At 71.0% G+C, this 14349-nt stretch carries 15 protein-coding genes and 1 other RNA gene; 11 read left to right on the top strand and 5 right to left on the bottom strand.

Annotated elements, in window-relative coordinates; all coding sequences use genetic code 11:
• Positions 1–20: 20 nt before the first annotated feature.
• Genes ACFFXY_RS19720 through ACFFXY_RS19705 form a run of 4 tightly spaced genes read left to right on the top strand, consistent with a single transcriptional unit; the run spans position 21 to position 4017 of the window.
• Complete coding sequence (locus tag ACFFXY_RS19720) at positions 21–1031, top strand: ABC transporter permease (RefSeq protein WP_382354474.1); 1011 nt, start codon at positions 21–23, stop codon at positions 1029–1031.
• Positions 1024–1944 (top strand): ABC transporter permease, encoded by a 921-nt coding sequence (locus tag ACFFXY_RS19715; RefSeq protein ID WP_382354472.1) that lies wholly within the window; start codon positions 1024–1026, stop codon positions 1942–1944. The genes ACFFXY_RS19720 and ACFFXY_RS19715 overlap by 8 nt, the downstream gene beginning before the upstream one ends.
• A complete protein-coding gene (locus ACFFXY_RS19710; protein ID WP_382354469.1) occupies positions 1941–2987 on the top strand; it encodes an ABC transporter ATP-binding protein in 1047 nt (348 codons plus the stop codon). The genes ACFFXY_RS19715 and ACFFXY_RS19710 overlap by 4 nt, the downstream gene beginning before the upstream one ends.
• Positions 2977–4017, top strand: a complete 1041-nt coding sequence (locus ACFFXY_RS19705) for an ABC transporter ATP-binding protein (protein ID WP_382354466.1) — start codon at positions 2977–2979, stop codon at positions 4015–4017. Before ACFFXY_RS19710 ends, ACFFXY_RS19705 begins: the two co-directional genes overlap by 11 nt.
• A gap of 53 nt (positions 4018–4070) precedes the next feature.
• On the opposite strand, the gene ACFFXY_RS19700 is transcribed toward ACFFXY_RS19705, so the two are convergent.
• Together ACFFXY_RS19700 and ACFFXY_RS19695 are read right to left on the bottom strand one after the other, a co-directional pair.
• Positions 4071–4934: a metallophosphoesterase family protein gene (locus ACFFXY_RS19700; RefSeq protein ID WP_382354464.1), complete on the bottom strand. Its 864-nt coding sequence runs from the start codon at positions 4932–4934 to the stop codon at positions 4071–4073.
• Positions 4935–4975: 41 nt separating this feature from the next.
• Positions 4976–5509, bottom strand: a complete 534-nt coding sequence (locus tag ACFFXY_RS19695; protein WP_382354461.1) for a hypothetical protein — start codon at positions 5507–5509, stop codon at positions 4976–4978.
• Between the two features lie 160 nt (positions 5510–5669).
• Between ACFFXY_RS19695 and ACFFXY_RS19690 the strand changes: the two genes are divergently transcribed.
• Together ACFFXY_RS19690 and ACFFXY_RS19685 are read left to right on the top strand one after the other, a co-directional pair.
• Positions 5670–6251: a hypothetical protein gene (locus ACFFXY_RS19690; RefSeq protein WP_382354458.1), complete on the top strand. Its 582-nt coding sequence runs from the start codon at positions 5670–5672 to the stop codon at positions 6249–6251.
• 76 nt (positions 6252–6327) lie between these two features.
• Positions 6328–7203, top strand: coding sequence for a Vgb family protein (locus ACFFXY_RS19685; RefSeq protein WP_382355526.1), 876 nt, complete (start codon positions 6328–6330; stop codon positions 7201–7203).
• Positions 7204–7264: 61 nt separating this feature from the next.
• Here the strand turns inward: ACFFXY_RS19685 and ACFFXY_RS19680 are convergent, their stop codons facing one another.
• Positions 7265–7867 carry a superoxide dismutase gene (locus tag ACFFXY_RS19680; RefSeq protein ID WP_382354455.1) on the bottom strand — a complete coding sequence of 201 codons (603 nt, stop codon included), beginning with the start codon at positions 7865–7867 and terminating at the stop codon, positions 7265–7267.
• A 124-nt stretch (positions 7868–7991) separates the two neighbouring features.
• Positions 7992–9119, bottom strand: a complete 1128-nt coding sequence (locus ACFFXY_RS19675) for a cysteine desulfurase family protein (RefSeq protein WP_382355523.1) — start codon at positions 9117–9119, stop codon at positions 7992–7994.
• A gap of 131 nt (positions 9120–9250) precedes the next feature.
• Between ACFFXY_RS19675 and ctaC the strand changes: the two genes are divergently transcribed.
• The 3 genes from ctaC (at position 9251) to ACFFXY_RS19660 (ending at position 11216) form a co-directional block, all read left to right on the top strand.
• Entirely contained in the window at positions 9251–10171 is a 921-nt protein-coding gene (gene ctaC / locus ACFFXY_RS19670) for an aa3-type cytochrome oxidase subunit II (RefSeq protein WP_382354452.1), read from the top strand.
• Between the two features lie 10 nt (positions 10172–10181).
• Positions 10182–10628 (top strand): cytochrome c oxidase subunit 4, encoded by a 447-nt coding sequence (locus ACFFXY_RS19665; protein WP_382354449.1) that lies wholly within the window; start codon positions 10182–10184, stop codon positions 10626–10628.
• 66 nt (positions 10629–10694) lie between these two features.
• Complete coding sequence (locus ACFFXY_RS19660) at positions 10695–11216, top strand: NUDIX hydrolase (protein WP_382354446.1); 522 nt, start codon at positions 10695–10697, stop codon at positions 11214–11216.
• Here the strand turns inward: ACFFXY_RS19660 and rnpB are convergent.
• Positions 11217–11602: RNase P RNA component class A (gene rnpB / locus ACFFXY_RS19655), an RNA gene on the bottom strand.
• Between the two features lie 31 nt (positions 11603–11633).
• Between rnpB and ACFFXY_RS19650 the strand changes: the two genes are divergently transcribed.
• Positions 11634–12392, top strand: coding sequence for a sulfite exporter TauE/SafE family protein (locus ACFFXY_RS19650; protein ID WP_382354443.1), 759 nt, complete (start codon positions 11634–11636; stop codon positions 12390–12392).
• Between the two features lie 69 nt (positions 12393–12461).
• Positions 12462–14225 carry an NAD+ synthase gene (locus tag ACFFXY_RS19645; RefSeq protein ID WP_382354440.1) on the top strand — a complete coding sequence of 588 codons (1764 nt, stop codon included), beginning with the start codon at positions 12462–12464 and terminating at the stop codon, positions 14223–14225.
• Positions 14226–14349: the final 124 nt, after the last annotated feature.

Below are 14349 nucleotides of genomic sequence, written 5' to 3'. Positions count from 1 at the left end.
CCCTTGGAACGGATAATCACATGGGACGCTACGTCATCCGCCGCCTGCTCCAATCCCTGCTCACCCTCGGCATCGTGCTGTTCCTGCTGCACTACCTCATGGCGCTGTCGGTGCAGGTCCGCGGCAATCCCGCGCTGCTGTTCTTCGGCGGCGAACGCACGCCCGACCCGGCGATGCTCGCGCAGGTCGAGCGCCTCTACGGGCTCGACAACAAGTGCTACGAACGGATCGGCGACCCGTGCCTGGCGCCGTTCGTGGACCGGCTCCAGAACTACGTGTCCGGCGACCTGGGGACCACCCTCAACGGCAACCGCGACGTCGCGCAGCTGCTCTCGATCTACATCCCGAACACGCTGCGGCTGTTCATCTTCGCGACGATCACGCTGGTGGCCGTCTCGATGCTCCTGGGCACCTGGGCCGCCCGCCACCGCGGCGGGCTCATCGACCACACCGTCAGGGGCACCACGATCCTCGCCGACTCGATCCCGGTGTTCCTGATCCTCCTGTCCTACGTGTACATCGTGGCGGTGCCGCTCACGCGGTGGGCCAGGGGCATCTGGGGGACCGAGTCGTTCATGGGCCAGGTGTTCAGACCGAACTACAACCCCGACTATCCATGGACGACGATCATCATCCCCGGCATCATCGTGGGCACGGTCGGGTTGGCGACCATGACCCGCCTGATCCGGGCGAGCCTCCTGGAGAACATGGGCGCCGACTTCGTGCGCACCGCGAAAGCCAAGGGCCTCAGGGAGAACCGGATCACCGTCGTCCACGTCATGCGCAACTCGATGATCCCGATCGTCACCGGCATCGGGTTCCTGTTCGCGTTCATGCTCTCCGGCGCGGTCCTCACCGAGGGCGTCATGGGCATCCCGGGGATGGGCCGGATGATCTTCGAGGCCGTCCAGCGCCAGGAGGGCAACCTCGTCATCGTGGGCCTGACGGTCTCGTCGCTCGTCGTCGTGTTCGTGAGCCTCGTCGTCGACCTGCTCTACGCCGTACTCGACCCGAGGATCCGCTATGAGTGAACTCGCCGCACCCGTGCCGACCGCCGAGCGCGCCGCATCGCTGTGGTCGGACGCCTTCCGCAGCATGCGCCGCCGCCCCGACGTCATCCTCGCCGCGGCCGTCCTGCTGTTCGTGTTCGCCATGGCCGCGTTCCCGGGCCTGTTCACCGACAAGGACCCGACGCAGTGCGTCGGCCGCGACGCCCGGCTCCGGCCGGGCACGTGGTTCACCGGGGAGCACCCGCTCGGCACGGACGCGTTCGGCTGCGACTTCGCCGCCACGCTCGTCCACGGCACCCGGCCCACGATCACGCTGGCGCTCAGCGTCATCACCGCCTCGGTCCTCATCGGACTGATCCTGGGGATCTACGCCGGGTACTACGGCCGCTGGCTCGACACGGTGATCTCCCGGGCCCTCGACGTGTTCATCGTCATCCCGATGCTCATGGGCGCCATCCTGATCCTGAGCCTGTTCCGCGGCCGCGTCTCGACCGACAACCTCTTCGAGACGATCGCGGTCCCGTTCCTGGCGCTCACGCTCTTCGGATGGATGGAGTTCTGCCGCTACACGCGGGCGGCCACGCTGGAGACGAAGAACCTCGACTACGTGGTGGCCGCCAAGTGCCTCGGCGCGAGCGACCGGCGGATCATGTTCAAGCACATCCTGCCGAACGCGATCGTCCCGGTCACCGCCGTCGTGCCCACCACCATCGGCGGGATCATCGTCACCGAGGCGGCCCTGGCGGTCCTCGGGATCGGCGTCCAGCCGCCCGCGACCTCCTGGGGCGTGCTGCTGTCCAAGGGCACCGAGTGGGCGGGCGGCGGGTACGTCTACCTCTTCGCCTGGCCGCTGGGGCTGCTCGTCCTGACCGTGTTCGCGTTCGCGACCTTCGGGGACGCGCTGCGCGACGCCCTCGACCCGAAACTGAGGTGACCCCGGTGGCAGAGACCGTCCGCGTCATCGGCGACACCCTCCCGGGCGCCGACTTCAACTCCCCGCTGCTCGAAGTGGACGACCTGCACGTGGAGTTCCGGGTGCGCGGCGAGCGCATCCCGGCCGTGCGGGGCGCGAGCTTCACGCTGGAGCAGGGCCGCACGCTCGCCGTCGTCGGCGAGTCCGGCTCCGGCAAGTCCGTGACCTCCCAGGCGATCATGGGCATCCTCGACACCCCGCCCGCGAAGATCACCCGCGGGGCCGTGCGCCTCCACGGCGTGGACCTCCTGGAGCAGAGCGAGGAGACCCGCAGGTCGGTGCGCGGCAACCACATCGCGATCGTCTTCCAGGACGCGCTGTCGGCGCTCAACCCCTTGTGGTCGGTCGGGTTCCAGATCGGCGAGCTGTACCGCGTCCACCGCGGCACCAGCCGCAAAGACGCGCGGCTCAAGGCGGTCGAGCTGCTCGACCAGGTCGGCATCCCCGACGCGAAGAACCGGGTCGGGCACTACCCGCACCAGTTCTCCGGGGGCATGCGCCAGCGCGTGATGATCGCGATGGCGCTGGCGCTCGACCCGGAGGTGCTCATCGCCGACGAGCCGACCACGGCCCTGGACGTCACGGTGCAGGCGCAGATCATGCGGCTGCTCAAGCGGATCCAGACCGAGCGGCGCATGGGCCTGATCCTCATCACCCACGACCTCGGCGTGGTCGCCGACGTAGCGGACGAGGTGGCGGTCATGTACGCGGGGGAGGTGGTCGAGCGGGCGGGCATCCGCGACGCGTTCAAGCGGCCGGCCCACCCGTACACGAAGGCGCTGCTGCGCGCGATCCCGCGCGTGGACACCGTCGGGCAGGAGCTGGAGGTGATCGGCGGCCTGCCGCCGAACCCGGCGCGGCTGCCCGGCGGCTGCCCGTTCCATCCGCGGTGCTTCGCCGCGGAGGACAAGTGCAAGACCGAGGTGCCGCCGTGGGCCGAGCCCGCGGAGGGCCACGGGTCCCGCTGCCACTTCGCCGAGGAGGTCTACACCGATGAACGCTGAACTGGGACAGGCGGACCTGGGTGTGGACCCGGTCCTGGAGGCGCGGGACCTGGTGAAGCACTTCCCGATCCAGCGGGGCCTGGTCGTCAAGCGCACCGTGGGTCAGGTGCAGGCCGTGGACGGCGTGGACCTGAAGCTGTACCCGGGGAAGACCCTGGGCGTGGTGGGGGAGTCGGGGTGCGGGAAGTCGACGCTCGCGAAGCTCCTGGTGGGGCTGGAGGCGCCCACGTCGGGTTCGATCAAGCTGCTGGGCAAGGAGATCGGGCACCTGTCGAACCGGCGCATCCGGCCGTTCCGGCGGGACATCCAGCTCGTGTTCCAGGACCCGTACACGTCGCTGAACCCGCGCCTGACGGTGGGCGACATCGTCAGGGAGCCGTTCGAGATCCATCCCGAGGTGGTGCCGCGGGCCAAGCGGGCGGCCGAGGTGAAGGAGCTGCTCGACATGGTCGGGCTCAGCCCCGACCACATCAACCGGTACCCGCACCAGTTCTCGGGCGGGCAGCGCCAGCGCATCGGGATCGCGCGGGCGCTCGCGCTGCGCCCGCAGGTGCTGGTGTGCGACGAGCCGGTGTCCGCATTGGACGTGTCGATCCAGGGGCAGGTCATCAACCTGCTTGAGCGCCTTCAGAACGAGCTGGGCCTGGCGTACGTGTTCATCGCGCACGACCTGTCGGTGGTGCGGCACATCGCCGACGAGGTCGCGGTCATGTACCTGGGCAAGGTGGTCGAGCAGGGCTCGGGCCCGGAGATCTACGACCGCCCGCGCCACCCGTACACGCAGGCGCTGCTCTCGGCGGTCCCGGTCCCCGACCCGGACCTGCGCGGCCAGCGCGACGAGATCGTCCTCCAAGGCGACGTCCCATCCCCGATCGACCCGCCCTCGGGCTGCCGCTTCCGCACCCGCTGCTGGAAGGCCACCGACCACTGCGCCGAAGAGGTCCCCACCTTGGACGCCGGCGACGGCGGCACCCATCCGACGGCCTGCTTCTACGCCGAGGAACGCGACGTCACGCACGCGGTGAAGTAGCCCGCCGCGGGACGGGAGGCCGGTTCCCCCCGGTCCGGCCTCCCGTCCCGTCGTCAGTCTTCGGGGCTGGTGTGGCGCAGGGCTTCTCGGAGTCGGTCGCCGCCGATCTCGGCGATCGGGGCGCCCGCTTGGAGGGTGTGGAAGACGGGGGCGGCGGGGTCGGCGAGGTCGATGAGGGTGGCCGCGGAGCCGCTGACGTACCTGACGGCGTCGTCGCCGCAGGAGAGGTCGCGGCGGTTGACGACGGCGGGGCCGGTCCACACCGTCGCGGCGCCGAGCCTCCCGGCGAGCTGGAGGTGGTAGTGGCCGGTGAGGATCACCTGGACGTCGCTGCCCTCGATCGCCTCGGCGAGGTCGTCGGGGTTGACGAGCGTCGGGGGCTCCTGGACCGCGTTGGGGAAGCGGATGGGCGGGTGGTGGAAGGCGAGGACGGTGCCGCGCGGGGCGGGGGCGGCGAGGAGCCCGCGGAGCCAGGCGAGCTGCTCGGAGCCGATGCGGCCGTGGACCTTCCCGGGGACGAGCGTGTCGAGGGTGATGAACCGGACGCCGTCGAGCGCGGTGGCGGCGGCCCGGTCGGGGCCGTCCACCGCGTCGATCGAGCACGGGCGGCCGGAGGGGCCGAGGTGGCCGCTGCCGAGGACCGCGGTGAAGTTCGCGCGGTCGTCGGCGTTGCCGGTGGTGAAGAGGACGGGCGCGCCGCGGTCGGCGGCGTAGGCGCCGATGCGGTCGCGGGCGAGCCGGTAGGCGGCGGCGGAGCCGTCGTCGGCGATGTCGCCGGTGACGACGACGAGGTCGATGCGGCGCAGCGCTTCGAGGTCGGCGAGGAGGCCGGTGAGGGCCTCGGCGGCGTCGACGCCGGTGCGGTGCAGTGCGCCGTCGCCGGTCAGGTGCGTGTCCGACAGTTGCAGAACCCTCATCACGTGAGGCTAACGCCCCCTTGCCGAGCGCCGCCGCGGGTTCAGCGGGTGAGGGCGTCGGCCAGGGAGGCGAGGGCGGCGACGAGGAGGATCGGGCCGGTGGTCGCGCCGACCACGGCCGAGACGAGGACGCCCCGCTTTCGGGCGAGGAACGGGGCGGCGGCCGCCGCGACCGTGACGAGGGCGGCCGGGACGTGGAGCCAGGGGATCTCCAGGAGCACCGCGACGGGGAACAGGTGCACGCCGACGACGAACGCGATCCACGCGGACATCAGGTGGGCCTTGCCGCGGACGGCGAGGAACGCGGCGCCGATGCCCGCGGCGGCGAACTCGATGCCGACGACGACGCCGAACGCGGGGCCGACGCTCGCGTCGATGACGGTGCCGTCGTCCCAGTGCCGCCACACCAGGAGCCCGCCCGCGACGGCGGTGAGTCCGCTGAGGACCGATCCGGTCCGCAAGGGCCACAGCCAGGCCGCGGGGGGCTTCTCCTGGGCCCAGCCGAACCAGCTCATCGCGAAGAAGCCGAAGACGGCCGCGATCCCGGCGGCGTCGCGGAGGTGCTCTGGGGTCACTGGGGTGCCGTTCTACGTGGTTCGGGTGTGGCGGGAGGGGTCTTGCGTCCAAGGCTAGCGGGCCGCGGCGCGCCCGGGTGAGGCGCGCCGCCCGGAGCGAGCTGGCCCGGAAGGGTGCGACCTCGTAGGATGGGATATCACTCGATGATCGGAGACTCCCTTGTTCCGACCGCTGACCGGGCTCCCGGACCCCGCCCCGCGCCGCTCGCGGGCGGCCTTCCTGACGACCTCGGCGGTGGCCGCCGTCTCGCTGGTCTGCGCGGCCGCGGTGTGGATCGCGGCGATCGAGGCCCGCGCCGGGGCCGCCGAGGTCCTGCGCGCCCGCGGCGACGACTTCGTGGAGCTCTACCTCCTGCACCTCGACGAGATCGTGCGGTTCCGGTTCACCGACTCCGCCGTCGCCTACCTCGCGATCGCGGTCCTGTTCGCCGCCTTGGCCGTCGCCATCCGCTTCGGTCCCCAGTGGTCGGTCCACGCGACCGGGTCGCTCAGCGCCGCCGGGACGGCCATCATCGCCTGGTTCGGCGTCCAGAAGCTCGCGGGCGACCTCCCGATCGGCGACTGGGCCAGCTACGAGCTGACCGCGCTGCTCAAGGACGCCGCCCCGTCCTGGTTCGGCCCCGCCGACCAGCTCCCGCTCCTCGCCGCCGCCGCGGGCCTGCCGGTCATCATGGTCCTCCTCGCCGTCGGCCACCTCAAGACCCGCGCCGACGAGGACGAGGGCGCCGACCTGCGCTGGTGAAAGCCCGGTGCGCTCCGGCCCGGCGTCGGGTATCGTCGCCCGTCGCCAACGGATTGGAGCGGACCTCTTGACCGGTATCGACATCACGACGCTCGCGGTCGCCGACGACCAGAGCGGCCCCTACGCGATCACCACCGGCCCCGACCGGGCCCTGTGGTACACCCTCGTCCACAGCGGACGCATCGGCCGCCTCGTCCCGGGCACCGAGCCCGAGACCTTCGCGCTCGACCCCGGCTGCGGCCCCACGGTCATCGCCACGGGCCCCGACGGGGCCCTGTGGTTCACCGAGTACCAGGCCCACCGCATCGGCCGGATCACCACCGCCGGGGACGTCGCCGAGTTCGACCTGGAGGCGGGCGCGGCCCCGTTCGGCATCGCGGCCGGACCGGACGGCGCGCTCTGGTTCACCGAGACCGCCGCGAACCGCATCGGCCGCATCACCACCGCAGGCGACGTCACCGGCTTCGACCTCCCGGTCGCGAACGCGTTCCCCTCGGCGATCACCGCCGGTCCCGACGGGGCCCTGTGGTTCACCATGAACGCCGCCAACGCGATCGGACGCATCACCACCGACGGCGCGATCGCGGTCCACCCGCTGCCGACCGAGGCCGCCGCGCCCGTCGGCATCGGCGCGGGTCCCGACGGCGCGGTCTGGTTCGTCGAGATCGGCGCGGGCCAGATCGGCCGCATCGACACCGAAGGCACCGTCGTCGAGTACCCGCTGCCCGACCGCGCCTCCCGCCCCCACGCCATCGCCACCGGCCCCGACGGGGCCCTGTGGTTCACCGAGTGGGGCGGCAACCGCATCGGCCGCATCACCGTCGCGGGCGACATCGCCGCGGCCGCGCTCCCCGAGCCCGGCAGCGAGCCCCACGGCCTCGCCGCGGGCCCCGACGGCGCGGTCTGGGCCGCCCTGGAGACCGGCTCGCTCGCCCGCTGCACCGCCGCCTGAGACGGGACCGGGCCGCGTCCGCCACGGGGGTGAGCGGACGCGGCCCGGAGACCGGACGGGCCTACGCGCCCTTGGCGGCCTCGTAGCGCGCGGCCACGTCGCGCCAGTTCACGACCTCCCACATGGCCTTGACGAAGTCGGGGCGCACGTTCTTGTACTGGAGGTAGTACGCGTGCTCCCACGCGTCGAACGCCAGCAGCGGCACCGAGGTCTGCGCGACGTTCCCGTGGTGGTCGTAGACCTGCTCCACGATGAGCCGCTTCGAGGTCGGCTCGTAGGACAACACGCCCCAGCCCGAGCCCTGCACGAGCGTCGTCGCCGCCGAGAGCTGCCCGTGGAAGCCCTCGAACGACCCGAAGTACTCGTTGATCGCCTCCGCGAGGTCCCCCTCGGGGCGGTCCCCGCCGTCGGGGCTCATGTTCTCCCAATACAGGGAATGCAGGACGTGCCCGGAGACGTTGAACGCGAGGGTCTTCTCAAGGCCCACGATCGACGTGAAGTCGCCCTTGTCGCGCGCCTCCTCGATGCGCTCAAGGGTGTCGTTGGCGCCCTTGACGTACGCCGCATGGTGCTTGTCGTGGTGCAGTTCGAGGATGTGCCCGTTGATGTGCGGCTCCAGCGAGCCGTAGTCGTAGGGCAGGTCCGGGAGCGTGTAGACGGTCATCGTCGCCTCTCTCTGTCGCGGCAGTCGAACGTTGTTGCAACCGTTTCACAACTGCAAGTCCTTTGCAATAGAAAGCCGCGCGCGTCGCCCCGTGATCCCTGTCGTCTTAGGACCTAAGTCCCGATCACCTTGCGAGCCGCCGGATCGACTCCACGATCCCCGGCAGGACCTCCAGGAACCGCTCCACGTCCGCCTCCGTCGTCTCCCGGTGCAGCGACACCCGCACGTTCCCGTGCGAGAGCACCCCCATCGCCTGGAGCACGTGCGAGGGCCGCAGCCGCGTCGACGCGCACGCCGACCCCGACGACACCGCGAACCCGGCCCGGTTCAACTCCGTCAGCAGCACCTCCCCGTCCACCCCCAGGCACGAGAACGTGACGATGTGCGGCAGCCGGTCCACCGGATCGCCCGGCAGCTCCACCTCCGGGACGGTCTCCGCGATGTGCTCCCTGATCCGGTCCGTCAGCACCCGCATCCGCGCCGACAGCGCCTCCCGCTCCGCGACCACCGCCCGCAGCGACGCCGCCGCGGCCACCGCCGCCGCCACGTCCACCTCCCCGAGCGCCTCCCGGATCGAGGAGTCCTCCCCGGGGAACGGGTTGCGCCAGCGCACCCCGCTGCGCACCACGAGGATGCCCGCGCCCGACAGGCCGCCCCACTTCCGCGCGCTGGCCGCCAGCACCGACCAGCCCGCGGGCACCGGCTCCCACGGCAGGCTCGCGGCCGCGTCCACCACCAGCGGCACGCCCTGCGCGTTCGCCGCGATCTCGGCGACCGGCTGCCGGGTCCCGACCTCGTGGTTCGCCGACTGCACGGCCAGCACCGAGGCCGCACTGTCGACGACCGCGAGCGGGTCCGGATCGACCCGGCCGAGCCGGTCCACCGGGACGACCGACACCTGGCCGCCGCGGGCCTCGTGCCACTGGGCCGCGTGCAGCACCGACGAGTGCTCGACCGCGCTGTGGACGAGCGGACCGGGCCCGCTGCGGGCCGCGATGACGCCGAGTACGCCCGCGTGCACGGCCTGTGTCCCACTCGATGTGAAAGTGACCTCATCGGCACTCACGCCGAGCGAGGCCGCCGCCGACTGGCGCGCCGCCTCCAGCAGCATCCGGGACCGGCGGCCCAATGTGTACAGTCGGCCGGGCCCGGCCCAGCCCTCCGACAAAGCCGCAGCATAGGCGTCGCGGGCCGCCGGATGGGGCGGCTGGGCGGTCGCGCCGTCGAAGTAGGTCTCGGTCACCGTTCCAATCTAGAAGACACCCGGACCCGAACCCAACCCCTTGCGCCCCGCTTCACGAGCCAAGCAGTAGGCTCTTGCCGTCAAGTCCGTGCCATGTCGCCTGCCCGGCGGCGGACGCGGAGCCGAGCGCTGAGAAAGGCATGAGACAGGTGGTCGGAAAACCGTCCCGAGAACGTCGCGGCCGAGCCCGCCGCGCGATAGGTCTCACCGGGATCGCCGCGCTGCTCCCAATCGTCCTCGCGGGGTGCAGCCTTGACGACGCCTTCTACCTGGGCTGGCCCCGGACTCGCCCCACCACGCAGTCCGAGCAGATGTTCGACCTCTGGGTCGGCTCCACGATCGCGGCCCTCGTGGTCGGCGTCATCGTGTGGGGCCTGATCTTCTGGTGCGTCGCCGCCTACAAGAAGAAGGACAGCGACACCGAGCTGCCCCGCCAGACCAAGTACAACCTCCCCGCCGAGCTGACCTTCACGGCCCTGCCGTTCGTGCTCATCGGCATCCTCTTCTACTACACGGTCGTCGTCCAGGACAACGTCACCGAGCTGAGCGACCAGCCGAACGCCTGCACCGAGGTCACCGCCTTCAAGTGGAACTGGCAGTTCACGTACACCGACGAGAACTGCGAGGCCCTCACCGGCGCCGACGGCCAGCCCGTCACCGAGACCGGCGACTCCGACTACATCCCGATCATCGTGGTCCCCAACGAGGACGACGTGCGCTTCGTCGGCAACGCCGAGGACGTCATCCACTCCTTCTGGGTCCCCGACCTGCTCTTCAAGCGCGACCTCATCCCCGGCAGCGAAGCGCAGACCACCCGCTGGGAGGTCGACTTCAACTCCGAGGGCACCTTCGTGGGCCGCTGCGCCGAGCTCTGCGGCGCCTACCACGCCTTCATGAACTTCGAGATGCGCGTGGTCTCCCCCGAGGACTACGAGACCTTCGTGAACGCCCGCGTCGAGGGGATGACCACCCCCGAGGCGCTGGAGCTCATCGGCCAGGACCCGTACGCGACCACCACGCACCCGTTCAACACCGACCCGGCCTCGGGCGAAGCGAGCTAGGGGACCAGCGATGAAGACCGAGAACAAGCTGTTCGCGATCGTGGCCGTGACGATGTTCATCTTCGCGGCCGGATACGGCTACTGGACGTACCTCAACGAGAACCCCGCCTACGGGCACCCCGGCCAGGTCGAGTGGGTCGGCACCATCGCCCTCATCTTCTCGGGGCTCCTGACCGGCATGGTCTGGCTCGTGTTCTGGGTGATCTCCCGCCGCATCGACCCGCGCCCGGAGGACCGCCCCGACGGCGAGATCTCCGACGTCGCGGGCGAGGTCGGCTTCTTCAGCCCCGGCTCCTACTGGCCCCTGGGCCTGGCGCTCGCCGCGGTCCTCACCGGCCTCGGCCTCGTCTTCTGGCTTCCGTGGCTCATCACCGCCGGGATCGTCGCGGTCCTGTTCGCCGTCGGCGGCCTGACCTACGAGTACTACACGGGCACGCGCAAGCTCGGCCCGCAGTAGCAAGGACGCATCGAAAGGCCCGGAGCGCCACGCTCCGGGCCTTTCGCGCGTCTGTAGGGTGTGGGCGTGACTCCCTCTGTGCGGCGCCGGAAAGCGCCTCTGCTGCGGCGCTTCGTGGGCACGGTCTTCTACAGCCTCCCGCACCCGTTGCGCCGCCGCATCGTGCGGATCGCGACCCCCACGTACACCCTCGGCTCCGTCGTCCTCGTCATGGACGCCGAACGCACGCAGCTGCTCATGCTCAAACAGCCCCCCGGCACCCGCTGGTCCCTCCCCGCGGGGCTTCTCAACCGCCGCGAGCAGCCGATCGAAGGCGCCCGCCGCGAGCTCAACGAGGAGACCGGCATCGAAGCGGACCTCGACGAGCTCGCCCCCGCGAGGCCGAACGCCGTGGTCCACACCAACGGCCGCTGGGTCGACAACGTCTTCCGCCTCGTCCGCGACCCCGAGACCACCCAGGTCATCGTCGACGGCCACGAGGTCTGGGACGCCGGCTGGCACCCCGCCGACGACCTCCCGGAGATGACCCGCGCGACCGCGAAGCTCCTGTCCCACTACGGACTCGGACCCCTGGCGGAAAAAGACTGAGGGACGAGATGACCGGTACGCCGGGTTCTGTCGTTGAGCGGCCATCCATCTAGGCGCACCGTTGCCGATGCGCTCAAGCGGTCTACCCGCGAAGGCACCCTTGCGGGTTCGGGCGGGCAGCCCTGTGTGGCCTTCGCGCAGCGCCTCGCGGCGCCTCTTGACCTTGCTCCGGGTGGGGTTTACCGAGCCGCCGCCGTCACCGGCGGCGCTGGTGGTCTCTTACACCACCGTTTCACCCTTACCAGTCGAGCTGGCGGTCTGTTCTCTGTGGCACTGTCCCGCGGGTCGCCCCGGGTCGCCGTTAGCGACCACCCTGCCCTGTGGAGCCCGGACGTTCCTCGACAGTGATGGTCTCCCGTCACTGCCGCGGCCGCCTGGCCATCTCGTCCCAGCGGTCAAGCGTACGCTGGCCGGGCCATGAATCTGCTCCAGGTCTCCCTACTGGTGGTCGCGGGCCTCCTCGGCGGCGGGCTCAACGCCGTCGCCGGCGGCGGGTCGCTCATCACCTACCCCACGCTGATGGCCGTCGGCGTGCCCGCGCTCCAGGCCAACGCCACCAACGGCATCGCCGTAGCCCCCGCCTACGCCGCCGCGGCCGTCGGCTCCCGGGAGAACCTGCGCCCCCAGAAGCGCCGCGCACTGCTGCTCATCCCGACCGCGCTCGCCGCCTCCGTGTGCGGCGCGCTCCTGCTGCTGAACACCCCGCACTCGGTCTTCGAGGCGATCGTGCCGTTCCTGGTCCTCGCCGCGACCGTCCTCATGGCGATCGGCCCGTGGATCAACCGCAAGGTCACCGCCCTCAACGGCGGCCGCGACCTCCACCCGGCCGCGCTCCACGCGGGCGTCTTCGCCGGATGCCTCTACGGCTCCTACTTCAACGCCGCGCTCGGCCTCATCCTCATGGCCGTCATCGCCATGAGCGTCTCCGAGAAGCTCGCGAAGGTCGGCGCGCTCAAGAACTTCTGCACCATGATCGTCGGCATCGTCACCAGCGTCATGTACGGCGTCTGGGCCGACGTCGACTGGCTCGCCATCGCGGCCCTCGTCCCCGCCACCTTCATCGGCGGCTACATCGGCGCCCGCATCTTCCAGCGCATCCCCGAGCGGCCCCTGCGCATCGCGATCGTCGTCTACGGGTTCGTGCTCTCCGGCATCCTCCTCTACCGCTCCTTCTAGCCCCGTTCAAAAAGTGGACTTCGCGCAAGTCACATGACGTAAGGCACGGAAGCGCGGAAGAATAGGCGCATGCCGACGCTTCGTATCGCACTCGCCCAGGACAACCCGGTCGTAGGCGACCTCGACCGCAACGCCGAACTCATCCGCAGCGCGGCGACCGCGGCCACCGCCGCGGGCGCCCACCTGCTGGCGACCGGCGAGCAGTCCCTCACCGGCTACCCGGTCGAGGACCTCGCCCTGCGCCACTCCTTCGTCGAGGCCAGCCGCGAGCGCCTCGCCCGCCTCGCCGAAGAACTCGCCGCGGACGGGAACGGCGCGCTGCCCGTCGCCGTCGGATACCTGGACGCAGACGGGTCCGTGCCCGCGAGCATCGGCGCGGTCGGCGGGCGCGGCATCCGCAACGCGCTGGCGCTGATCCAGGACGGCAAGGTCCTGTTCCGCTACTACAAGCGGCATTTCCCTAACTACGGCGTCTTCGACGAGGAGCGGTACTTCGTGCCGGGCCACGAGCTGCACCTCGCGCGCATCGGCGGCGTGGACGTGGCCTTCACCATCTGCGAGGACGTGTGGGGCGGGGTCCCGGTCACCGCCGCCGCGCAGGCCCGCGCGGGCCTGGTCGTCAACGTCAACGCCTCCCCCTACGAGCAGGGCAAGCAGGAGCGGCGCCGCGCGATCGTCGCGCAGCGGGCCGCCGAGGCCGGGGCGCCCATCGCGTACCTGAACATCGTGGGCGGCCAGGACGAGCTGGTCTTCGACGGCGGCTCGTTCATCACCGCCCCCGACGGGAAGCTCCTCGCCTCGGGCCGCCGCTTCGGCTCGGAGCTGCTGGTCGCCGACCTCGAACTGGAGGCCGCGGCCGACGGCGACCTCGCGAACCACTCCGCGACCGAGATGAGCACCTCGCTGCACGTCCTCTCCGAGGCGCCCGCCGCCGTGGAGACCCGCATCGAGCCGCCGTTCGCGCCCGAGCTCGACCGCCTGGAGGAGATCTGGGAGGCCCTGCGCCTGGGCCTGGGCGACTACGTGCGCAAGAACGGCTTCAAGTCGGTGATCTTCGGGCTCTCCGGCGGCATCGACTCCGCGCTCACCGCGGTCCTCTCGCGCGACGCGATCGGCGCCGACAAGGTCCACGTCGTGTCCATGCCCAGCCAGTACTCCTCGGGCCACTCGCTCGACGACGCCGCCGAGCTGGCGCGCCGATGCGGCCTGGAGTACTCGGTGGAGGCGATCCAGCCGATCGTGGACGCCTACCTCTCGGAGATCGCCGTCTCGGGGCTCGCCGTGGAGAACCTCCAGGCGCGCGTGCGCGGCACGCTGCTCATGGCCCTGTCGAACCAGCACGGGCACCTGGTGCTCGCGCCGGGCAACAAGAGCGAGTACGCCGTGGGCTACTCGACGATCTACGGCGACGCCGTGGGCGGGTTCGCGCCGATCAAGGACGTCTACAAGACCCTCGTCTACGAGCTCGCGACCTGGCGGAACGCGAAGGCCCGCAGCCTCGGCGAGCCCGAGCCGATCCCGGAGAACACGATCCTGAAGCCCCCGAGCGCGGAGCTGCGGCCCGACCAGAAGGACTCCGACTCGCTGCCCGACTACGAGGTCCTCGACGGCGTCCTCGCCGGGTACGTGGACGGCGACGCCGGGCGCGAGGACCTCGTGGAGCAGGGCTACCCGGCCGACGTCGTGGAGCGGATCACCGGCCTGGTCGACCGCGCCGAGTACAAGCGGCGCCAGTCGGCGCCGGGCACGAAGATCACCGTGAAGTCCTTCGGGAGGGACCGCAGGCTCCCGATCACCAACCAGTTCAGAGGGAAGCCCAGCCGGGGGAAGTAGTCGGTCACCCCGGGGGCGGTCCCCGGGGTGATTTGTCACATCGGCATTGCGGACGCGTGACATATATATCGATGAGCGTTAGTTTTGTTCTGTAACCACCCGGGGACCGGCGAGCCGGCCACGA

This window comes from Glycomyces mayteni (assembly GCF_042428885.1).
GTDB lineage: Bacteria > Actinomycetota > Actinomycetes > Mycobacteriales > Micromonosporaceae > Glycomyces > Glycomyces mayteni.
Note: the sequence above shows the minus strand (reverse complement) of the source record. Positions and strands in the feature narration are given on the sequence as shown.